This is a genomic window from Pseudooceanicola sp. LIPI14-2-Ac024 (assembly GCF_042188925.1).
Lineage (GTDB): Bacteria > Pseudomonadota > Alphaproteobacteria > Rhodobacterales > Rhodobacteraceae > Pseudooceanicola.
In genome coordinates, this window is sequence record NZ_CP170102.1 from 67864 (window position 1) to 87990 (window position 20127).

At 67.6% G+C, this 20127-nt stretch carries 16 protein-coding genes and 1 pseudogene; 9 read left to right on the forward strand and 8 right to left on the reverse strand.

From position 1 onward, the window contains the following. Nucleotides 1-11 precede the first annotated feature (11 nt). Genes ACE2AC_RS00315 through ACE2AC_RS00325 form a run of 3 tightly spaced genes read right to left on the reverse strand, consistent with a single transcriptional unit; the run spans nt 12 to nt 3502 of the window. Nucleotides 12-1127 (reverse strand): acyl-CoA dehydrogenase family protein, encoded by a 1116-nt coding sequence (locus ACE2AC_RS00315; protein WP_375690119.1) that lies wholly within the window; start codon nt 1125-1127, stop codon nt 12-14. Between the two features lie 47 nt (nt 1128-1174). Further along, nucleotides 1175-2734, reverse strand: a complete 1560-nt coding sequence (locus ACE2AC_RS00320; RefSeq protein ID WP_375690121.1) for an AMP-binding protein — start codon at nt 2732-2734, stop codon at nt 1175-1177. A gap of 33 nt (nt 2735-2767) precedes the next feature. Continuing rightward, nucleotides 2768-3502: a GntR family transcriptional regulator gene (locus ACE2AC_RS00325; RefSeq protein WP_375690123.1), complete on the reverse strand. Its 735-nt coding sequence runs from the start codon at nt 3500-3502 to the stop codon at nt 2768-2770. Between the two features lie 151 nt (nt 3503-3653). Here ACE2AC_RS00325 and ACE2AC_RS00330 point away from each other — a divergent pair, with 151 nt between their 5' ends. Beyond that, nucleotides 3654-4580, forward strand: a complete 927-nt coding sequence (locus ACE2AC_RS00330) for an SDR family NAD(P)-dependent oxidoreductase (protein ID WP_375690125.1) — start codon at nt 3654-3656, stop codon at nt 4578-4580. Between the two features lie 36 nt (nt 4581-4616). On the opposite strand, the gene ACE2AC_RS00335 is transcribed toward ACE2AC_RS00330, so the two are convergent. The 5 genes and pseudogenes from ACE2AC_RS00335 to ACE2AC_RS00355 form a co-directional block, all read right to left on the reverse strand. Further along, nucleotides 4617-5390 carry an enoyl-CoA hydratase/isomerase family protein gene (locus ACE2AC_RS00335; RefSeq protein ID WP_375690127.1) on the reverse strand — a complete coding sequence of 258 codons (774 nt, stop codon included), beginning with the start codon at nt 5388-5390 and terminating at the stop codon, nt 4617-4619. Between the two features lie 10 nt (nt 5391-5400). Continuing rightward, a complete protein-coding gene (locus ACE2AC_RS00340; protein ID WP_375690129.1) occupies nt 5401-6528 on the reverse strand; it encodes a CaiB/BaiF CoA transferase family protein in 1128 nt (375 codons plus the stop codon). Further along, a complete protein-coding gene (locus tag ACE2AC_RS00345; protein WP_375690131.1) occupies nt 6525-8669 on the reverse strand; it encodes a 3-hydroxyacyl-CoA dehydrogenase NAD-binding domain-containing protein in 2145 nt (714 codons plus the stop codon). Before ACE2AC_RS00345 ends, ACE2AC_RS00340 begins: the two co-directional genes overlap by 4 nt. A 16-nt stretch (nt 8670-8685) precedes the next feature. Continuing rightward, nucleotides 8686-9895: pseudogene (locus tag ACE2AC_RS00350) on the reverse strand (acetyl-CoA C-acetyltransferase). Between the two features lie 87 nt (nt 9896-9982). Further along, on the reverse strand, nt 9983-10603 hold the full coding sequence (locus ACE2AC_RS00355) for a TetR/AcrR family transcriptional regulator (RefSeq protein ID WP_375690133.1): 621 nt from the start codon (nt 10601-10603) through the stop codon (nt 9983-9985). A 153-nt stretch (nt 10604-10756) separates the two neighbouring features. Between ACE2AC_RS00355 and ACE2AC_RS00360 the strand changes: the two genes are divergently transcribed. The 8 genes from ACE2AC_RS00360 to ACE2AC_RS00395 are packed head-to-tail and all read left to right on the forward strand — an operon-like array spanning nt 10757 to nt 20064. Beyond that, nucleotides 10757-11632: a branched-chain amino acid ABC transporter permease gene (locus tag ACE2AC_RS00360; RefSeq protein WP_375690135.1), complete on the forward strand. Its 876-nt coding sequence runs from the start codon at nt 10757-10759 to the stop codon at nt 11630-11632. 4 nt (nt 11633-11636) lie between these two features. Then, nucleotides 11637-12734, forward strand: coding sequence for a branched-chain amino acid ABC transporter permease (locus ACE2AC_RS00365; protein ID WP_375690137.1), 1098 nt, complete (start codon nt 11637-11639; stop codon nt 12732-12734). Further along, a complete protein-coding gene (locus tag ACE2AC_RS00370) occupies nt 12731-13507 on the forward strand; it encodes an ABC transporter ATP-binding protein (RefSeq protein WP_375690139.1) in 777 nt (258 codons plus the stop codon). Before ACE2AC_RS00365 ends, ACE2AC_RS00370 begins: the two co-directional genes overlap by 4 nt. Beyond that, nucleotides 13504-14265: an ABC transporter ATP-binding protein gene (locus ACE2AC_RS00375; protein ID WP_375690141.1), complete on the forward strand. Its 762-nt coding sequence runs from the start codon at nt 13504-13506 to the stop codon at nt 14263-14265. The genes ACE2AC_RS00370 and ACE2AC_RS00375 overlap by 4 nt, the downstream gene beginning before the upstream one ends. Continuing rightward, a complete protein-coding gene (locus ACE2AC_RS00380) occupies nt 14262-16094 on the forward strand; it encodes an AMP-dependent synthetase/ligase (protein WP_375690143.1) in 1833 nt (610 codons plus the stop codon). Before ACE2AC_RS00375 ends, ACE2AC_RS00380 begins: the two co-directional genes overlap by 4 nt. 43 nt (nt 16095-16137) lie before the next feature. Further along, nucleotides 16138-17301 carry an ABC transporter substrate-binding protein gene (locus ACE2AC_RS00385; RefSeq protein ID WP_375690145.1) on the forward strand — a complete coding sequence of 388 codons (1164 nt, stop codon included), beginning with the start codon at nt 16138-16140 and terminating at the stop codon, nt 17299-17301. 52 nt (nt 17302-17353) lie between these two features. Continuing rightward, nucleotides 17354-18511 carry an acyl-CoA dehydrogenase family protein gene (locus ACE2AC_RS00390; RefSeq protein ID WP_375690148.1) on the forward strand — a complete coding sequence of 386 codons (1158 nt, stop codon included), beginning with the start codon at nt 17354-17356 and terminating at the stop codon, nt 18509-18511. After that, entirely contained in the window at nt 18511-20064 is a 1554-nt protein-coding gene (locus tag ACE2AC_RS00395) for a long-chain-fatty-acid--CoA ligase (protein ID WP_375690150.1), read from the forward strand. The genes ACE2AC_RS00390 and ACE2AC_RS00395 overlap by 1 nt, the downstream gene beginning before the upstream one ends. Nucleotides 20065-20127: the final 63 nt, after the last annotated feature.

The window sequence follows — 20127 nt, forward strand, 5'->3', positions numbered from 1 at the left end:
CGTGTCCTCCCTTACGCCGCTTCGCGCCGTTCCAGCGCGCCGACCAGCCGGTCTTTCCAGAAAGCGAGCGTGCCCAGCCCGACCGCCATCGCCCCGGCGCGGCGGTAGTAGAGCTGGGGGTCCGCTTCCCAGGTGAAGCCGATGCCGCCGTGGGTCTGGATGTTCTCGCTCGACGCCACGGTGAAGGCCTGGATCGACGACACCCGCGCGGCGGCGGCGACCAGCGCCAGGTCCCGGTCGCCCGAGGTCAGGCCGAGCGCGCCCATGTAGGCGTTCGACCGCGCCAGTTCGAGCGCGACGAAGACATCCGCCAGCTTGTGCTTGATCGCCTGGTAGGACCCGATCTGACGGCCGAAGGCATTGCGTTCCTTGGCATAGGCCACCGCCATGTCGAGGCAGGCCTGCGCGCCGCCGACCTCTTCGAAGGCCGTCAGGATCGCCGCCCGGTCGAGCAGGGAGAGGACCGTGTCCCACGGATCCTCGTTCGATTGCAGCAGTTCCGCGGGGGCTGCGTCGAAATCGATCCGGGCCTGCGGACGGGACGGGTCGATGGTGTCGAGGGGCTGGCGCGTCACGCCCGCGCCGCGCAGGTCGACCAGCGCCTGCACGATCCGCCCGTCACCGTCCCGCGCCGCGACCACGGCGATGTCGGCGGTGGCGCCGTCCGGCACCGGCCATTTCGTCCCGGTGAGCTTTCCGTCCTCGAACCGCAGCTGCACCGCGCCGGGGGCGATTGCGCCGGGGCCCTCGGACAGGGCAAAGGTGCCCGTCGCCGCGCCGCTGGCGAGTTTCGGCAGCCAGGCCTGCTTCTGCTCTTCCGAGCCCGCCAGCATCAGCGCCTCGGCGGCGAGGAAGGCGGTCGAGGCGAAGGGCACGGGTGCCAGCGAATACCCGAGTTCCTCGGCGATCACGCAGAGCGCCTCGTATCCCATGCCGTAGCCACCATAGGCCTCGGGGATCGCGGCCCCGGTCCAGCCGAGATCGACGATCCCCTTCCACAGCGCCTCGTTGCGGATCCCGTCGCCGTCCAGCGACTTGCGGACCATCGGCAGGCACGCCTGTCCGGCCAGGAAACGGCGGCCCTGGTCGCGGACCTCGACCGCTTCCTCGGAAAACTCGAAGTTCATTCACATTCCTCCGGTTCGGGTTGCCCCGTATCCTTCGCCGCTGCCCGTCAGGCCGGCGTCTTGTCCCGCCAGTAGGGTTCGCGCAGGACCTTCTTGTAGAGCTTGCCATTGTCGCCCCGTGGCATGTCACGGATGAAATCCAGCGTGCGGGGACATTTCACATGGCTGAGGTTCGCGCGGCAGAAACCGATCAGCTCGGCCGCGATGGCGTCGCTCTGCGGCACCCCGATCTTGAGCTGCACGACCGCCTTCACCTCTTCGCCGAAGTCCTCGTTCGGCACGCCGAAGACGGCGGCATCCTCGACCGCCGGGTGGGTCAGCAGCAGCGCTTCGACCTCCTGCGGGTAGATGTTCACCCCGCCGGAGACGATCATGAAGCTCTTGCGGTCGGTCAGGTACAGGTAGCCTTCGTCGTCCACGTAGCCGACATCGCCGATGGTCGACCAGGGCTGCGTCGGGTGGCGCGATCCGGCGGTCTTTTCCGGGTCGTTGTGGTATTCGAAGGTCGAACCGCCGCCGAAGTAGATCGTGCCGATCTCGCCCGCCGGAAGCTCGCGCCCGGCCTCGTCGCAGATGTGCAGCTCCCCGACCTTGGCCTGTCCGACCGAGCCGGGGCGCGCCAACCATTCCTCGCTGGTGATGGAACACTGGCCGTTGCTTTCCGACCCCGCGTAGTACTCCTGGATCACCGGGCCCCACCAGTCGATCATCGCCCGCTTGATGTCGTGCGGGCAGGGGGCGGCGGCGTGGATCGCGCAGCGCAGGGTGGAATGGTCATAGCTCGCCCGCGTGTCCTCGGGCAGTTTCAGCAGACGGTTGAAGTGCGTCGGCACCCACTGGCTGTGGGTGACCTTGTAACGTTCGATGTTGGCCAGGCAGGCCTCGGCGTCGAATTTCTTCATCACCACGATGCAGCCGCCGAGCCGCCCGATCCTGAGCGTGTAGCCCAGCGGGGCCGCGTGGTAGAGCGGCGAGGGGTGCAGGTAGATCGTGTCCTCGCCGAATCCGAAGCGTTCGGCGGTCTTGTGCAGGATCGCGGGCGGGACGCCGAAATCGCCCTGCGGCATCGGCTTGCGCACGCCCTTGGGTCGCCCCGTGGTGCCCGAGGAATAGAGCATGTCGATCCCCTCGCGCTGGTCCGGGATCGGGGTCTTGGGCAGGCCGTAAAGCGCCTCGGAGAAATCGACGAAACCGCGGGCGGCGCCGTCGATCATCATCCGTGCCTCGGCCGGGATGCGCGACAGGTCGAGCTGTGTCGCCGTCGGGGCGAGGCCCGAGGAGGTCAGGAAGAACTTTGCCTTGCAATCCGCGAGGATGTATTCGATTTCGCCCTTGGTCAGGTGCGTCGGCATCGGCGTCACCCGCAGCCCGGCGCGGATCAGGCCCCAGAAAATCGGCAGGTAATCGAACCGGTTCTCCAGTAGCACCACGGCATGGTCGTCAGGCTTGAGCCCCAGCCGCCGGGCCAGATGGGCGATGCGGTTCGACATCGCCTCGTACTCGGCAAAGGTGATGACGCGGCCGGTCTCGGCCTCGATCACCGCCGGGCGGTCCGGCGTCTTCGCCGCCCAGACCCCCACATGGTATTCGTCGTCTCGGATGGTCACCACGATCTCCTCCTTATCGTGTGTCCGGGGTTGCTATGTGCCTGGCGGTGGATCGGGATCCGGCTCGGCGAATTTCATGAAGCCCTGCATGCCCGTGATGATCTCGGCCGCGATGTCGCGGCGGGCGGCGGCGGCATCGCGCGCCTCGAGCGCCTCGATGATCGTCAGGTGCTTGGACGGGGTCCAGCGCGGCGCCTCGCGATCGTAGGAATACCACAGCAGCGGGCCGGTGCGGACCCAGAGCCCCTCGATCATCTCGACCAGGATCGGCTGGCCCGACGCGGCGGCCAGCGCGATGTGAAACCGGGTGTTGCCCCGCACCGCGCCCGAGAAGTCGCGCGCCTTGACCGAGGCGACGATGCCGTTGTTCAGCGCCTTCAGTTCGGCGATCTCGCCCGCGGTGATGCGGCTTGCGGCCTCGGCGGCGGCATAGCCTTCGAGCTCGGCGCGGATGCCCCAGATCTCCTGCACCTGGGACCGGGTGAAGGCGGGCACCGTGACGGTGCCGCGGTCGTCCATCATAAGTGCCCCGGCCGACACCAGCCGCAGCAGCGCCTCGCGCATCGGGGTGACCGAGATGCCGAACTGCTGCGACATCGGCCGCAGGTGCAGGGCCTCGCCGGGCTTGAGGTGCCCCTCCATCAGTGCCTCGCGCAGGGTGCGGAAGGCGACATCGGCCAGGCTTTCCTTGACGATGGGACGTGCCCAGGCGGGGCCCGGGTTGATCTGGTCGGCAGCCGCGGGAGAGGCACCTCCATTTGCCGTCATCCCGCGTCTCCTCCTCTGCCGTGCCGGTGAGCGCGCGCCGCTCCTTCGGCTTGCGCTCGGTGTTATAACACATAACGTGTAACCCGAGTCGCCGGGCTTGGCAATCGACCACGCCGAGGGGCGGCAAGGGACCGCGACGGAGGAGAAGCGGATGAGCGAAGACAGGATGCTCGACGGCAAGGTCGTCATCATCACCGGCGCGGGCCGGGGGATCGGGCGCGACATGGCGCTGATGATGGCGGGGCAGGGTGCAAGGGTGATCGTGAACGATCCCGGCGGCAGCCCGGACGGTGAGGCGGGGTCCGAGGACAAGGGCCCGGCCGCCGACGTGGTGCGCGAGATCCGCGCGGCGGGCGGCGAGGCCGAGGCGAACTTCGGCTCGGTCGCGGTGCCGGACGACGCCAAGGCGATGGTCGAACAGGCGATGGACACCTGGGGCGGGCTTGACTGCGTGGTGAACAACGCGGGCATCCTGCGCGACGTGATCTTTCACAAGCTGACGATCGAGGACTGGCACGCGGTGATCGACGTGCACCTCAACGGGTCGTTCTACATGGCCCATGCCGCTGCGCCGATCTTTCGCGAGAAGGAGAAGGGGTGTTTCATCCACTTCACCTCGACCTCGGGGCTGATCGGAAACTTCGGGCAGGCGAACTACTCGGCCGCCAAGATGGGCATCGTCGGGCTGTCGAAATCCATCGCGCTGGACATGTCGCGCTACAACGTGCGCTCGAACTGCATCGCGCCCTTCGCGTGGTCGCGGCTGGTGGGGACGATCCCGATCAATTCGGAGGCCGACGCCAAGCGGATCGAGAAGGCCAAGCAGTCCACGCCCGCCAAGATCGCGCCGCTGGCGACCGCGCTGACCTCGGATGCCGGGGCGGGGACGACGGGGCAGATCTTTGCCGTGCGGATGAACGAGATCTTCCTGATGTCGCAGTCCCGCCCGATCCGGTCGGTGCAGATGTCGGACGGCTGGACCGCGCAGGCGGTGGCCGAGACCGCGCTGCCCGCGCTGAGCGGGAGCTACTACGGCCTCGACCGTTCGGGCGACGTTTTCACGTGGGAGCCGATCTGACACAGGCGGCGGTGCCCCGCGGGGCGCCGCGCCACGTCAGGTGCCGGTGAAGACCGCCTTGCGCTTTTCCACAAAGGCGGCAACGCCTTCGCGGGCGTCCTTCGAGCGGACGAGGCGGGCCTGTTCGACCCCCTCGGCGGAAATCGCGTCTTCGAGGCTCATCGCGTCCATGCCGCGCAGCAGCCGTTTCGCCGCCGCAGCGGCCAGCGGCGCGCCCGCCGCGATCCGGGCCGCCCAGGCGGCAGTTTCATCGGCCAGCGCATCGGGCGCATGGGCACTGTTCGCCAGCCCCAGTTCGACCGCCTGCGCGGCCGGGATGTGCCGCCCCTCGACGATGGTCTGCAGCGCCCGGCGATAGCCCATGCCGCGCAGAAGGTGCCAGCAGGCGCCGCCGTCCGGCACCAGAGAAATCGCGGCGAAGGCCATGTAGATGCTGGCATCTTCGGCCATCGTCATCATGTCGCAGGTCAGCGCCAGAGCCGCGCCGATCCCGGCGGCAGAACCGTGCACCTGTGCAATCCAGATCTTGGGCGAGCGGGCGATCGCGGACAGGAAGGGGCGGTATTCCTGGTCGATCATCATGTTGGTGGGCGAGCCGCCGACGCCTTCCTTGAGGTCCGCACCGGCGCAGAAGCCGCGGCCCGCGCCCGAGATCACGACCACGCGGATCGCATCGTCGTAATCGACCTCGGCCACGGCGGCCTTGAGCCCGTTGCGCAGCGCGGTGTTGAAGGCGTTGAACGCCTCGGGACGGTTGAGCGTGATGTGCGCGACGGGGCCGTCGCGGGTGATGGTGACCACATCGGACATGGGGGCCTCCTCAGGTCAGGACGCCGTCGGCCTTGAGCCGGGCGAGGGTTGCATCGTCGTAGCCCGCGCCCCTGAGCGCGACCTCGGTGTCGCCGCCGGGGGCGGCGGGCGGGCGGAGCGGGCCGGGGGCGGTGCGGCTGAAGCGCGGCGCCGGGGCGGCCTGGGTGACGCCGCCGGGGGCCACGAAGGTCTGCCGCGCGGCGAGGTGCGGGTGATCGGGCGCCTCGCTCCAGGTCAGGACGGGCGTCGCGCAGGCGTCGGTGCCGTCAAAGATCGCGGTCCATTCGTCGCGCGTCTTCTGCTTGAAGATCGCGGCGTAATCCTCCCTCCGACCGGGCCATTTCGCCCTGTCGGTCTGGTCGGCGCGCTGCGTGTCCGGGATCCCGGCACGGGCGATCATCTCGGCAAAGAACTGCGGTTCGAGCGGACCAAGGGCGATGAACTTTCCGTCGGCGCATTCGTAGGTGCGGTAATGCGGCGCGCCGCCGTCGAGCATGTTGCTCTCCCGCGTTTCGCCCCAGCTGCCCATGGCGATCATCGAATGCACCAGCGCCATCAGGGCCGAGGCGCCGTCGACCATCGCCGCGTCGATCACCTGGCCCCTGCCCGAGGTCTGCCGCTCGTAGAGCGCGGCCATGATGCCGAAGAGCAGGAACATCGTCCCGCCCGCGTAATCCGCGCCGATGTTGAGCGGCGGGGTCGGCACGTCGTCCGCCTTGCCGATCGCATGAAGAAAGCCGGTCAACCCGAGGTAATTGATGTCATGTCCGGCCATCTGGGCCATCGGCCCGTCCTGGCCCCAGCCGGTCATCCGGCCATAGACCAGCCCCGGGTTCCGCGCCGCGCAGTCCTCGGGCCCCAGCCCCATGCGCTCCATCACGCCGGGGCGGAAGCCTTCGATCAGCACGTCCGCGCCGGAGATCAGCGCCATCGCCGCGGCGACCCCCTCGGGGTGCTTGAGGTTCAGCGCGACCGACCGCTTGCCGCGGTTGTTGATATCGGCGGGGTTCGCCTGGCCCGACTTGCGGGCGATCAGCGTCACCTCGGCCCCGAGGTCGGCCAGGAACTGGCCGGCCAGGGGGGCGGGGCCGATCCCCGCCATTTCCACGACCCGAAGGCCGGTCAGTGGTCCGCTCATGCCGCCTTGGCCTCGCTTTCACGCAGCCTGTCGAAGGCGCGGTCGGGAATGGCGAACCGGTCGCCATAGGTTTCGGCCAGTTCCTTAGCACGGGCGATGAAGGCGTCCACGCCGATGCCACGGATGTATTGGATCGCGCCGCCGGTGTGGGCCGGGAAGCCGATGGCGAAGATGCCGCCCAGGTTCGCCTCGACCTCGGTGTTCAGCACGCCTTCGTCGAGGCAGCGCAGGGTCTCGATCGCCTGGCGGTAGAGGATGCGGTCGATGGCGTCCTGCTGGGTGATCGTCGCATTGCCACGGGCGAACTGCGACAGGCCCGGCCAGAGCGATTTCGTCCCGTCCGAGGCATAGTCGTAGAAGCCGCCGCCGTAGTGACGCCCGCCGCGGCCCTGCTCGATCATCGGATCGGTGATCGCCGCCGTGGCCGTGTTGTGGTGGCCGAAGTCCGAGCTCTGCCCGAGCCGCTTGTCGAGCGCCTCGTGCGTCTTGCGGACCTTCTGGCTGAGGACCAGCGACACCTCGTCGAAGACGGCAAGGGGGCCGACCGGCATGCCCGCACTCCAAGCCGCGCGTTCGATGGCGGCGGGCTTCATCCCGTCCTGCAGCAGTTGCAGGCCCTCGTCCATGAAGGTGCCAAAGACGCGCGAGGTGAAGAAGCCGCGAGAGTTGTTCACCACGATGGGCATGTAGCCGATCTGCTGGACGTAGTCGTAGGCCTTGCGCAGCGTCTCTTCTGACGTCTTCTCGCCCATGATGATCTCGACCACCTTCATCTTGTCGACGGGGCTGAAGAAATGCAGCCCGATGAAGCGGGTCGGGTCGGGGCAGCTTTCGGCCAGGATCGAGATCGGCAGGGTCGAGGTGTTTGACCCGTAGATGCCGTCGTCGGCCAGCTGTTTCCAGGTTTCGGGGATGACCTTTTCCTTGAGGTCGATGTCCTCGAACACCGCCTCGACGATGATGTCGGCGCCGTGGAAGGCCGCGTCGTCGGTGACCGGCGTGATCTTGTCGAGGAGCGCGGTCTTGGCTTCCTCGCCCATCCGGCCGCGCTTGATCGCTTTGTCGCAGAGCGCCTCGGAATAGCCCTTGCCCTTTTCGGCCCTGGCCATCTCGGTGTCCTTGAGGGCGGTGGTCAGCCCGGCCTTGGCATGGGCATAGGCGATGCCCGATCCCATCATGCCGGCGCCAAGGACGGCGGCGGCGCTGGCCTGCCACTGCGGGCCCTCGGGACGGACCTTGCCCGACTTGATCGCCTGCATGCCGAAGAAGAAGGTGCTGATCGCGGCCTTGCATTCGGGTGTGGTCATCAGTGCGACGATGCCCCGGCTTTCCATCCGCAGCGCGGCGTCATAGTCGATGCGCATCGAGTTGACGGCGATGTCGAGGATCTTTTCCGGCGCGGGCAGCAGGCCACGGGTCTTCTGGAACAGCATGGCGGAGCTGACCTGCACCATCTGCCGGATGCGCGGGGTGAGGATGTCGCCGCCGGGATAGCGGAAGCCCTTCTGGTCCCAGGGCTGGGTGTGCGCCTCGGGGTTGGCCTTGATCCAGGCCTTGGCGGCGGGGATCAGCCCGTCCTTGGCGACGACCTCGTCCACCATGCCCTCGGCCAGCGCGGCCTGCGGTTTGGCCTGCTTGCCCTCAAGCAGGTAGGGCAGCGCCTTTTCGAGGCCGAGCAGCTTGGTCAGCCGCACCACGCCGCCGGCACCGGGCAGGAGGCCCAGCGTCACCTCGGGCAGGCCGACGACGGCCTTGGGGTCGTCCGCGACGATGCGGTGGTTGCAGGCGAGGCAGAGTTCGTAGCCGCCGCCCAGGGCCGCGCCGTTGATTGCGGCAACGACCGGGACGGGCAGCCTTTCGAGATCGCGGTAGACCGCCTTGTTCGCCTCGATATAGGCGAAGGTCTCGGCATCGGCCTTGGTGGTGGCGAGGATGTCGTGCAGGTCGCCACCGGCGAAGAAGGTCTTCTTGGCCGAGGCAAAGATGACACCTGTCAACTTGTCCTCGGCGCGCAGTTTCGCGATCACGTCCTGCATGCCGGGCACGAAGCGGGAGTTCATCGTGTTCGCCGACTGGCCGGCCATGTCCATGGTCACGGTGACGATGCCGTCGGCATCTTTTTCGTAAATGAAATCGGTCACTTGTCTGCCCTCCCTCTCAGACGCGTTCGATGATCGAGGCGATGCCCATGCCGCCGCCGACGCACATGCAGATCAGCGCGCGTTTCTGGTTGCGGCGCTCGAGCTCGTCGAGCATGGTCGAGACGAGGCAACCGCCCGTCGCGCCCAGCGGATGGCCCATGGCGATGGCACCGCCGACCACGTTCAGCTTTTCATCCGGTACATCAAGATCGCGCTGCAACCTAAGGGCGACACTGGCAAAAGCCTCGTTGATCTCGACCAGGTCGATGTCGTCGATGGTCAGCCCGGCCTTGGCCAGCGCCTTTTCCGAGGCCGGCCCGGGGCCGGTCAGCATGATGGTCGGGTCTGTCGCCGTCAGCGCGATGGCGAGCACCCGGCCACGGGGCGTGAGCCCGAGGTCCTTGCCGACCCGTTCGTTGCCGACCATCACCAGCGAGGCGCCGTCCACGATCCCGCTGGAATTGCCGGGGGTGTGGACGTGGTTGATGCGCTCGACCTCGGGGTAGCGGGCGAGGGCGACGGTGTCGAAGCCCATGGCGCCGGGGCCGGCGAAGGAGGCCTTGAGCGCGCCCAGCTTCTGCATGTCGGTGTCGGGCTTGATGAAATCGTCGCGCTCGAGGATGACGATTTCGTTTTCGTCGCGGACGGGGACCACCGAGCGGTCGAACCAGCCGGAGTCGCGGGCATGCGCGGCGCGCTTCTGGCTTTCCAGCGCAAAGGCGTCGACGTCGTCGCGGGACCAGCCCTCGATCGTGGCGATCAGGTCGGCGCCGATGCCCTGGGGCACGAAGCCGGTCTGGATCGCGGTCGCCGGATCCTCGGAGAAGGGGCCGCCGTCGGCGCCCATCGGAACGCGGGACATCGAACTCGTACCCCCCTGCGCAGACAAGGTCTTCCCAGCCCGACGCGACCTTGGCGGCGGCCGTGTTGAAGGTGTCCAACCCACTGGCGCAAAAGCGGTTTACCTGCGCGCCGGGCACGGTGTCGGACCAGCCCGCCTTTTGCAGCGCGATCTTGGGCAGTACCGCGCCCTGTTCCATGACGGGGGCCACGCAGCCCAGCATGACGTCATCGACACGGGCGGTGTCGAGGTCGTGGCGGGTCTGCATTTCATCGAGAAGCGTGGTGACGAGGTCGATCGGTTTCACCTCGTGCAGGGTGCCGTCCGCCTTGCCCTTGGAGCGCGGCGTGCGGATGGCGTCGTAGATGTAGGCGGCTTCGGCCATGGGTTTCCTCCCGGATTTCGACGTCGGTATCACGTCGGTATTGCGTCGGTATCACGTCAGTATTTTCGGCGCGGTCCGTTAACCTCCTCAGGCCGCGTCGAAGAGCGCCATGCGGGGCAGGGGCTCGAATTCGGTCTGGGCCAGGCGGCGCGCCTCGCGCCGTTCCAGCCCGACGGCGCGGAGCATGGTTTCGGCGGTGTCGCTGCCGGCCTCGCGCCATGTTCGATGCCCGTTCAGCACCAGGGTCATGGCGCCGAAGGTGGCGCCGCCCATCACCGCGCAGATCGTGGGGATCTGGTCGCGGCGGATGTCGAAGCGGTTGTCGTTCAGCCCGCGCTGCAGCTCTTCGGCCGGCACCCTCCCCCAGAAGGCGCCGAGCCGCGGTTCCATCATCGCGTAACGGGCGATGAAGCGGCCCCAGTGCGGTTCCTCGTGCACCCGCCGGACACAGAGCCGGATCGCGTTCGAGATGCGCTGGGCGGGATCGGTTTCGGTGCCGAAGCTGTCGCGCACGGATTGCAGGAATTCCTCGGCCATCAGGTTGCAGACGGAATCGAAAAGCTCGGCCGGGCTGTCGAGGTTGTTGTAGATCGTGCCCCGCGACAGCCCCGCCTCTTTCGCCAACTCGCTCACGGCGATGGCCGTCCCGCCGGTCTCGGCGAAGATGCGCATGGCGGCGTGATGGATGCGGAGCGAGGCGCTGTTCATGGGCTGCGGGGAAGGGTCCGAAATATGTGTTGACCGAAATTGAACACGAGTGTTTAAATCGTGTCAACAGCGTTCACGGCGGTCAGGAGGAGGCGGCCCGGACGTTGAAACCAGGGAGGCGCGCGGGTTCAGGCCGCGCGAAGGGAGAGGTTCATGGAGCTTCTGCAACTGCTGTTTGGCGGCATCGCCAACGGCTGTATCTACGGGCTTGTCGCGCTCGGGTTCGTGCTGATCTACAAGGCCAGCGAAGGCGTCAACTTCGCCCAGGGCGACATGATGATGCTAGGCGCGTTTCTTGCGCTGGGCTTTGGAAATTCAGACCAAATGGGCTGGGCGTTCTTCCTGGCCGTACCGGCCGCAATGGCCAGCATGTTCGGGGTCGGCTGGGGGATCGAGCGGGTGTTCGTCCGCCAGATCTTCGGCCAGCCGCAGTTCGCGCTGGTGATCCTGACGATCGCGCTGGGCTTCGTCCTGCGCTTTGCCGCCGGGTCGATCTGGGGCTACACGCCGCTGGTGCTGGAGACCCCGTTCTCGGGCGTCAATTTTCACATAGGTGGCGTGGTGCTGGGCGCGGCGGACCTGGTGACGATCCTCGTCACCGCGGTGTTGACCGGGTTGCTCTGGGCGTTCTTTGCCTACACCCGGGTCGGGCTGGCCGCGCAGGCGGCGTCGCAGAACCAGATGGCGGCCTATATCGTCGGCGTTCCGGTGATGCGGCTGAACGGCTTCATCTGGGGGCTATCGGGCGTGGTCGCGACCGTGGCGGGTGTGCTCTATGCCACCAAGGGGGCGATCGATCCGAACATCGGGCTCTTGGGCATCAAGGCCTTTGCGGCGGCGGTGATCGGCGGCATGGGATCGCTGCCCGGCGCGCTGCTGGGCGGGCTTCTGATCGGGATCGTCGAGCCGATCGCCGGGCGCTATGCCCCGGGCGAGGTGGCGACGATGTCGCCCTACATCATCATGCTGGTGGTGCTGGTGACGCGGCCCGGCGGGCTGTTCAGCCAAATCCAGATGAAGAAGGTCTGAGGCCATGCGGATCGTCTTCAAGACGTCCTACGACAAGGACATCGACATTCACGAGCACTGGGGCAAGCGGGGCGCCTACCTGGCGCTGCTGGCGATCATGGTCGCGCTGCCGTTCCTGGTCGGCGAATACTACCTGGCCGAGGCCGCGAACACACTGATCTGGTCGCTGGCCGGCATGGGGCTGATGGTGCTGGTGGGGCACACCGGGCAGGTCAGCCTGGGCCATGCCGCGTTCCTGGCGATCGGGGCCTATACCGATGCCGCGCTGATGACGGCGGGCGTGCCGTTCGTGATCGCCTTTCCGGTGGCGGGGCTGGCGGCGGGGCTCTTCGGGGCGCTGATCGCGATCCCGGCGGTCCGGATGTCGGGCATCTACCTGGCCATCGCGACGCTCGCCGTGTTCGTGATCGTCGAGGAACTGGTGATCATGCTCGAGCCTATCACCGGCGGGGTGGGCGGCATCTTTGCCCCCTCGATCACCATCCTCGGCATCAACTTCGACCGCTACGCGGCGCTGCCGAACCTCTACTGGCTGATCCTGGCCGTCGTCGTGATCGTCACCTGGGGCTACGCGAACCTGATGCGTTCGCCCACGGGCCGGTCGTTCCTGGCGGTGCGCGACAGCGAGGTTTCGGCCCGTGCGCTCGGCATCAACGTGACGCGGACCCGGGCGCTGGCCTTTGGCCTCTCGTCCGGGGTGACGGGATTGGCGGGGGCGCTGATGGGCCATTACATCGGCTTCTTCAACTACGAGCTCTTCTCGATCTTCATCTCGATCAACCTGCTGCTGGTGGTGACCATCGGCGGGCTGGGCTTCATCCAGGGCGCGTTCCTGGGGGCGATCCTGATCACCGCCGTGCCGCAGGCCATCGCGATCACGCGGGACTGGGCCAACGCCTCGCTCGGCGTGGACCTGGGCGGGATACCGGGGCTCGACACGATGATCTTCTCGCTCGTCCTGATCGGGTTCATCATCTACGAGCCGACCGGGCTCTACGGACGCTGGCTGAAGATCCGCACCTGGTGGGAGCTTTTTCCGCTGGCCCGCAAGGACATGTTCCGGCGGCAGAAATCCTACCTCAAGACGGAGCGGATGCGATGAGCCTGCTGCAGGTGGACGACATCGCCGTGCATTTCGGCGGGGTGAAGGCGGTGGACGGGGTGTCGTTCAGCGTCGAGGCCGGAGAGGTCTTTGCGATCATCGGGCCGAACGGCGCGGGCAAATCGACGATCTTCAACCTGATCAGCCGGATCTACCCGCTGACCCGGGGGCGGATCCAGTTCGACGGGCAGGACATCTCCGACCTCAAGGCGCACGAGATCGCGCCGCTGGGGATCGCCCGGACGTTCCAGAACATCGAGCTCTTCGATCATTCGACGGTGCTCCAGAACCTGCTGATGGGGCGGCACACGCACCGGCGGACCAACTTCGTCCAGGACATCCTGTTCCTGCCCAAGGTCCGCGCCGAGGAGCGCGCGCACCGCAGGCAGGTCGAGGAGGTGATCGAGTTCCTGGAGCTCGAGGCCTACCGCAACAAGATGATCGCCGGGCTGCCCTATGGCGTCCGGAAGGTGGTCGAGATCGGTCGCGCGCTGGCACTGGGGCCGAAGCTGATCCTGCTGGACGAACCGGCGTCGGGCCTGTCGGTCGAGGAAAGCCAGGAGGTGGCGTTCTGGATCGAGGACATGCGCCGCGACATGGGGCTGACCGTGCTGATGGTGGAGCATGACATGGGGCTGGTGACGGCGGTGGCCGACCGGGTGCTGGCGGTGGCGAACGGCCGCCCGCTGGCGCAGGGGACGCCGGCCGAGGTGCAGGCCGACCCCGAGGTGCAGGCGGCCTACCTGGGCACCACGACGGAGGACGCGGCATGAGCGTGCTGGCGGTTCGGAACGTCGAGACCTTCTACGGCGCGATCATGGCGCTGCGGGGGGTGAGCATCGATGTGGCAGAGGGCGAGATCGTCACCATCCTCGGCGCGAACGGCGCGGGGAAGACGACGCTGATGAAGACGATCTGCGGGTTGATGGACCCGGAGAAGGGGTCGGTGACCCTGATGGGCGAGCGGATCGACGGGCTGGACCCGGACCGGATCGTCAAGAAGGGGCTCGCGTTGGTGCCCGAGGGGCGGGAGGTGTTCCCGTATCTCACGATCGAGGAGAACCTGAAGCTGGGCGCATTCACCCGGCGCGATGCGATCGGGGGCGATCTGGAGCTGGTCTATGACTACTTCCCGATCCTCAAGGAGCGTCGCAAGCAGGCAGCGGGGTTCCTGTCGGGCGGGCAGCAGCAGATGCTGGCCATCGGGCGGGGGCTGATGGCGCGGCCGAAGCTGATGCTACTGGACGAGCCGAGCCTGGGCCTGTCGCCGCTGCTGACGCAGGAGATTTTCGGCATCATCGCCCGGCTCAATGCCGAGCAGGGGGTGACGATGCTGGTGGTCGAACAGAACGCGCACATTGCGCTGGCCACCGCGCACAAGGGCTACGTGCTTGAGACCGGGCGGATCGTGATGGCAGGGGCGGCCGAGATGCTGCGCAATTCGCCCGACATCCAGGAGTTCTACCTCGGCAAGTCGGGAGAGACGCAGCGCGGTCAGAAACGCTGGAAGAGGCGCAAGACATGGAGATGAGCCGTTTCGACACCGGGCCCATCGTGAAGGATGGCTGCGACACGGTGGTCAAGCTCTGGAAGCGGCGGTGCGAGATGCACGGCGACCGGGCGGCGCACCGCGAGAAGGAGCTGGGCGTCTGGCAGGAGTATTCCTGGGCCGCGTACTACGAGGGCGCAAGAACCATCGGGCTGGCGCTGATGGCGCTGGGCGTCGAGAAGGGCGAGCCGGTGCTGATCCTGTCCGAGGACCGGCGCGAGTGGCTGTACTGCGATCTGGGCGCGGCGGGGATCGGGGCGATCCCGACCGGGGTCTACACCACCGACAGCCCAACGCAGCTGGCCTACCTGGCGCAGGACAGCGGGGCGCGGGTGCTGTTCGTCGAGAATGACGAACAGCTCGACAAGTTCCTGGAGGCGCGGGGCGCGATGCCGGGGATCGAGAAGGTCGTGGTGTTCGACCGCGACGGGCTGGCCACGTTCTCGGACCCGCAGGTGATGTTCCTCGACGAGTTGCTGGCGCTGGGCCGGGCCGAGGGGGAGGGCAACCCGACCCGTTTCGAAGAGGCGCTGGAGCGGGTGAAGCCCGAGGATCCGCGGATGCTGATCTATACCTCGGGGACCACGGGGCCGCCGAAGGGCGCGATGGTGACGCACCGCAACATCATGTTCCAGCTCGAGGCGGGCAAGGACATGCTGGAGTTCTACGAGACCGACGAGCTTTTGTGCTTCCTGCCGCTCTGCCACGTGCTGGAGCGGCTGATCTCGGTCGAGGTGCCGATCGGGCATGGCTGCACGGTGAACTTTGCCGAGAGCCCCGAGACGGTGTTCGAGAACCTGCAGGAGGTGAGCCCCAACAGCTTTTCCGGCGTGCCGCGGATCTGGGAGAAGATCCATTCCCGCGTGATGATCCTGCGGTCCGAGGCCGGGTGGCTGGGTGGCAAGGCGTTCGACTGGGCGCTGGCGACCGGGCTGAAGGTCGCGGAGCGGCAGGAGGACGAGAAACCGGTCGGCGGCTGGCTGAAGCTGCAGCACTGGGCGGCGGACCTGCTGGTGCTGTCGAACCTGCGCCGGATGGTGGGCCTCAGCCGTGCGCGGCGGGTGACCTCGGGCGCGGCACCGATCTCGCCCGAGCTGATCCGCTGGTTCGCGGGCCTCGGCGTGCCGCTGATCGAGGGCTTCGGCATGACCGAGACGGCGGGCGTCGCCACCATCAACACGGTGGCCGAGAACCGGATTGGCACGGTCGGCCCGGCACTGCCGGGGGTGGGCCTGCGGATCTCGCCCGAGGGCGAGATCCAGGTCGGCGGGCCGCTGGTCTTCGGCGGCTACTGGAACAAGCCCGACAAGACCCGCGAGACGATGACCGAGGACGGCTGGCTGCGCACCGGCGATGTCGGCCGGATCGACAACCGCGGCTGCCTGACGATCACCGGGCGGATGAAGGACATCATCATCACCGCGGGAGGCAAGAACATCACCCCCGCCGAGATCGAGAGCCGGCTGAAGTTCAGCCCCTACATCTCGGACGCGGTGGTGATCGGCGACAAGCGGAAATACCTGACCTGCCTGGTGATGATCGACCAGGAGAACGTGGAGAACTTTGCCCAGTCACGGCAGATCCACTTCTCGGACTTTGCGTCGCTCACCCGGGCGCCGGAGGTGCGCGAGCTGATCGGGCAGGTGGTGCGCGACACCAACCGCGATTTCGCCCAGGTCGAGCAGATCAAGGATTTCCGGCTCATCGACATATTGCTGACGGCGGAGGACGAGGAGCTGACGCCGACGATGAAGCTGAAGCGGAATTTCGTGAACCAGCGCCATGCCGCGCTGATCGACGAAATGTACTGACCCGCGCGCGGAGGATCGCGCGGGCAAACCAGGGAGGAAGAGAATGCGACATATCAAGGCACTGGCCGCCTCGGCGGCACTGGCGCTGGCCGGGCCCGCATGGGCCCAGACCCCCGGCGTGACGGACACGGAGATCAAGCTGGGGGGCGCGCACGACCTCTCGGGGATCTTCGCGCCGTTCTCGGTTCCGGCCGTGGCCGCCGCCAACGCCTATTTCAAGAAGGTCAACGACGAGGGCGGCATCAACGGCCGCAAGATCACCTATATCGTCGAGGATCACGGCTACCAGGTGCCCAAGGCGGCACAGGCGGCCAACAAGCTGATCAACCGTGACGAAGTCTTTGCGATGCTGCTGAACCTCGGCACGCCGCACAACATCGCGATGTTCCAGCTGATGGGGCCGAAGGGCATCCCGAACGTCAGCCCGATCACCGCCGCGCGGCAGATGATCGAGCCGTTCGAGCCGTGGAAGTTCGCGGGCACGTCGAGCTACTACGACGCGATCCTGGCCACCACCGAGGCGATGATCGAGGGCGAGGGCACCAAGAAGGTCTGCCTGATGCTGCTGCCCACCGACTTCGGCAAGGAGATCGAGGCCGCGGTCCACAAGCTGGCCGAGGACGGCAAGATCGAACTGGGCGCCGAGATCTCGCACAAGCCGGACGAGAGCGACTTCACCGGCGCGCTCGGCAAGGTGAAGGATTCGGGCTGCGACACGATCGGCATGGCGCTTGGCGTGTCCCAGATGATCAACGCGATCGCCACCGCGCGGAAGCTCGGGATGGATCAGAAGATCATGCTGTCGGGCGCGGGCTTCCACACCGTGGTCGCCAAGGGCCTGGCCCAGCAGGGCGTGATGGACGGCGTCTATGCCGGCGCCGGCTGGCAGGACCTCGAGGCGCGGATGGGTGATCCGGAGGTGCAGGAATTCGTCGCCTCCTACAAGGAAGCAACCGGCGAGGACTATCCCGGCACCGGCGCGCTTCTGGGTCACGCGGGTGCGCGCATCATGGTCGAGGCGCTGAAGGCGGCAGGCCCCGACCTGACGCACGAGAGCTTCATCAAGGCGATGGAGAGCCTGAACTACGAGGACAAGGTGGCGGGCAACACCGTGACCTTCTCGGCCGAGGATCACGCGGGGGCGGACGAGGTCTTTGTCTCCAAGATCCAGGACGGGTCCTGGGTGCTGGTCAACACCATCAAGTGACGACAACCGCGGGGCGGCACGGTGCCGCCCCGCCTTTCCACAGGAGGCATGGATGCTGCGACGCCGGATTTACGACGAGGAACACGAGATTTTCCGCAAGTCTGTGCGGGCCTGGGCGGAGGCCGAGGTGTTTCCGCAGTCGGAGGCCTGGCGCGAGGCGGGCAGCGTGAGCCGTGACATCTGGCGCAGCGCCGGGGCGCAGGGGTTCCTCTGCATGTATGCCGACGAGAAGTACGGCGGCCTGGGCGTGCAGGATTTCCGCTATGACATGATCCTGAACGAGGAACTGGGCGCGAAGGAGCCGGGGTTCTTCCTGGGTCTGCACAACCGCATCGCCGGGCCCTACATGCAGCATGTCGCCAATGCCGACCAGCAGGACCGCTACATGCCCGGCATCGTCTCGGGCGAGACGATCCTGGCCATCGCGATGACCGAACCGGGCACGGGATCGGACCTGGCGGGGATCAAGACGCGAGCGGTCGAGCAGGGGGACCACTGGGTCCTGAACGGGTCGAAGACGTTCATTTCCAACGGCTTCCTTGCGGGCCTCATCATCGTTGCCGCGCGCACCAACCCCGAGGCCAGCCACGAGATCGGGCTGTTCCTGGTCGAGGGCGACGCCGAGGGGCTGTCGCGGGGGCGGAACCTCAAGAAGATGGGGCTGCCCAGCCAGGACACCGCCGAGCTGTTCTTTGACGATGTGAAGGTGCCCAAGGCCAACGTGCTGGGCGACCCGCGGATGGGCTTCAAGATCATGATGAAGAACCTCGCCGAGGAGCGCCTGATCGGGGCGGCGGGCTTCATGGCGCGGGCGGAATACGCCTTTGGCATCACGATGGACTACATCATGGACCGCCGCGCCTTTGGCCGGGCGGTCGGGACGTTCCAGAATTCGCGGTTCAAGATGGCCTCGATGCGCACGGAGCTCGACGCCGCCTGGGCGCTGACGGACCATTGCGTGCAGGAGCATCTCGAAGGCGCGCTGTCGGCCGAGATGGCGGCGGAGGTGAAGCTCTACACCTCCGAGGTCGAGGGCCGGGTGGTCGATGAATGCCTGCAGCTGCACGGCGGCAACGGCTACATGGACGAATACGAGATCAGCCGCCTCTACAGCGATGCGAGGATCAGCCGGATCTACGCCGGCACCTCGGAGATCATGCGCGAGATCATCGGCCGGGGCCTCGGCCTCGACGACCGGCAGCGCAACTGATGACCGGCCTGTCGCTCACCCAGCCCCTGCACAAGGCGCCGCGTGAGCGGCCGGGCGACACCTTTACCGTGTTCGGCGACCGGCGGCGGAGCAATGTCGCGTTCGTCGACCGGGTGGCCCGGCTGGCCGGCGCCCTGCGCGCGCTTGGCGTGGGGCCGGGGGACCGGGTGGCAATGCTGTCGCCAAATTCGGACCGCTACGTCGAATACGTGTTCGCGACCCTCTGGGCGGGGGGCGTGATCAACCCGGTGAACACCCGGTGGGCACCGCGCGAGATGGCCTTCTCTCTCGAGGACAGCCAGACGCGGGTGCTGATCGTGGACGAGAGCTTCGCCTCCCTGGTGGCGGAGTTGCGCGGCCTCGCGCCGAACCTGACGCATGTGATCCATGCGGGTGACGGGGCCGCGCCGACCGGGGGGCTGGAGTACGAGGCGCTGATCGCCAGCGCCCGGCCGGTCGAGGATGCGATGCGGTCGGGCGACGACTGGGCCGCGCTGCTCTACACCGGCGGGACGACTGGGCGGCCCAAGGGCGTGATGCTGAGCCATGCCAACATCGCGACCGGCGCGCTGGCCGTGAGCGCGGCGGGCGGGCACGGCGGCGACGCACCGGGGCTGCACGTCGCGCCGTTCTTTCACATCGGCGGGGTCGGCACGATTTTCCAGTTCGCGTTCCGACGCGCGGCGCAGGTGATCACCCCGGCCTTCGATCCCGGCGAGACGCTGCGCCTGATCGAGGCCGAGCGGATCGGCGACCTTTTCGTGGTGCCGACCATGCTGCGCTGGCTGCTGGACCATCCCGACATCGCCACCCGTGACCTGTCGAGCCTGGTGAGCATCCGCTACGGCGCGGCGCCGATCGACACCACGCTGCTGGCGCGCGCGATGACGGCGATCCCGACGGCGGGCTTCACCCAGCTTTACGGCCAGACCGAGTTTTCGCCCGTCGTGACCTGCCTGCCGCCGAAGGATCACCTTGGCCCCGGGGCCGGGGACCGCCTGACCTCGGCCGGGCGACCGATCTCGACCGCGACGGTGCGGATCGTGGACGCGGCGCGGCGCGACCTGCCGGTCGGGCAGGTTGGCGAGATCGCGGTGATGGGGCCGCAGATCATGCTGGGCTACTGGAACCGCCCCGAGGAGACGGCGGCGGTGCGCGAGGGCGGGTGGCTCTTTACCGGCGACGCGGGGTTCATGGATGCGGGCGGCTACCTGCACATCGTCGACCGGGTGAAGGACATGATCGTGTCGGGCGGCGAGAACGTCTATTCCGCCGAGGTCGAGGAAGCGCTGTCGAAGATGCCCGCCGTCGCGGCCTGCGCGGTGGTGGCGGCGAAGGACCCCGACTGGGGCGAACGGGTGCATGCCTTTGTCGTCCCCGCCGAGGGGATGGCGCCGACGCTGGACGAGGTGCGCGCGCACTGCCGGGACTGGATCGCGGGCTACAAGGCGCCGCGGAGCCTGACCCTGGTCGAGGCGCTGCCGCTGTCGCCCGCGGGCAAGGTGCTGAAGCACGAATTGCGCGCCCGGCTGGCCGAGGTGGTCGAGGCATGACCGGCGGCGGCCACTGACAAATGGGGCCGGGTCGTGGAGGACGGCCGGGCCCCGCGGCACGAT

Excerpts from the sequence above, each read along its gene's own strand:
- ACE2AC_RS00330 (WP_375690125.1), top strand. The coding sequence starts at position 3,654 with ATGAGCGAAGACAGGATGCTCGACGGCAAGGTCGTCATCATCACCGGC.
- ACE2AC_RS00390 (WP_375690148.1), top strand. The coding sequence starts at position 17,354 with ATGCTGCGACGCCGGATTTACGACGAGGAACACGAGATTTTCCGCAAG.
- ACE2AC_RS00340 (WP_375690129.1), bottom strand. The coding sequence starts at position 6,528 with ATGAGCGGACCACTGACCGGCCTTCGGGTCGTGGAAATGGCGGGGATC.
- ACE2AC_RS00385 (WP_375690145.1), top strand. The coding sequence starts at position 16,138 with ATGCGACATATCAAGGCACTGGCCGCCTCGGCGGCACTGGCGCTGGCC.
- ACE2AC_RS00370 (WP_375690139.1), top strand. The coding sequence starts at position 12,731 with ATGAGCCTGCTGCAGGTGGACGACATCGCCGTGCATTTCGGCGGGGTG.
- ACE2AC_RS00335 (WP_375690127.1), bottom strand. The coding sequence starts at position 5,390 with ATGTCCGATGTGGTCACCATCACCCGCGACGGCCCCGTCGCGCACATC.
- ACE2AC_RS00380 (WP_375690143.1), top strand. The coding sequence starts at position 14,262 with ATGAGCCGTTTCGACACCGGGCCCATCGTGAAGGATGGCTGCGACACG.
- ACE2AC_RS00325 (WP_375690123.1), bottom strand. The coding sequence starts at position 3,502 with ATGACGGCAAATGGAGGTGCCTCTCCCGCGGCTGCCGACCAGATCAAC.
- ACE2AC_RS00395 (WP_375690150.1), top strand. The coding sequence starts at position 18,511 with ATGACCGGCCTGTCGCTCACCCAGCCCCTGCACAAGGCGCCGCGTGAG.
- ACE2AC_RS00315 (WP_375690119.1), bottom strand. The coding sequence starts at position 1,127 with ATGAACTTCGAGTTTTCCGAGGAAGCGGTCGAGGTCCGCGACCAGGGC.
- ACE2AC_RS00365 (WP_375690137.1), top strand. The coding sequence starts at position 11,637 with ATGCGGATCGTCTTCAAGACGTCCTACGACAAGGACATCGACATTCAC.
- ACE2AC_RS00375 (WP_375690141.1), top strand. The coding sequence starts at position 13,504 with ATGAGCGTGCTGGCGGTTCGGAACGTCGAGACCTTCTACGGCGCGATC.
- ACE2AC_RS00355 (WP_375690133.1), bottom strand. The coding sequence starts at position 10,603 with ATGAACAGCGCCTCGCTCCGCATCCATCACGCCGCCATGCGCATCTTC.
- ACE2AC_RS00360 (WP_375690135.1), top strand. The coding sequence starts at position 10,757 with ATGGAGCTTCTGCAACTGCTGTTTGGCGGCATCGCCAACGGCTGTATC.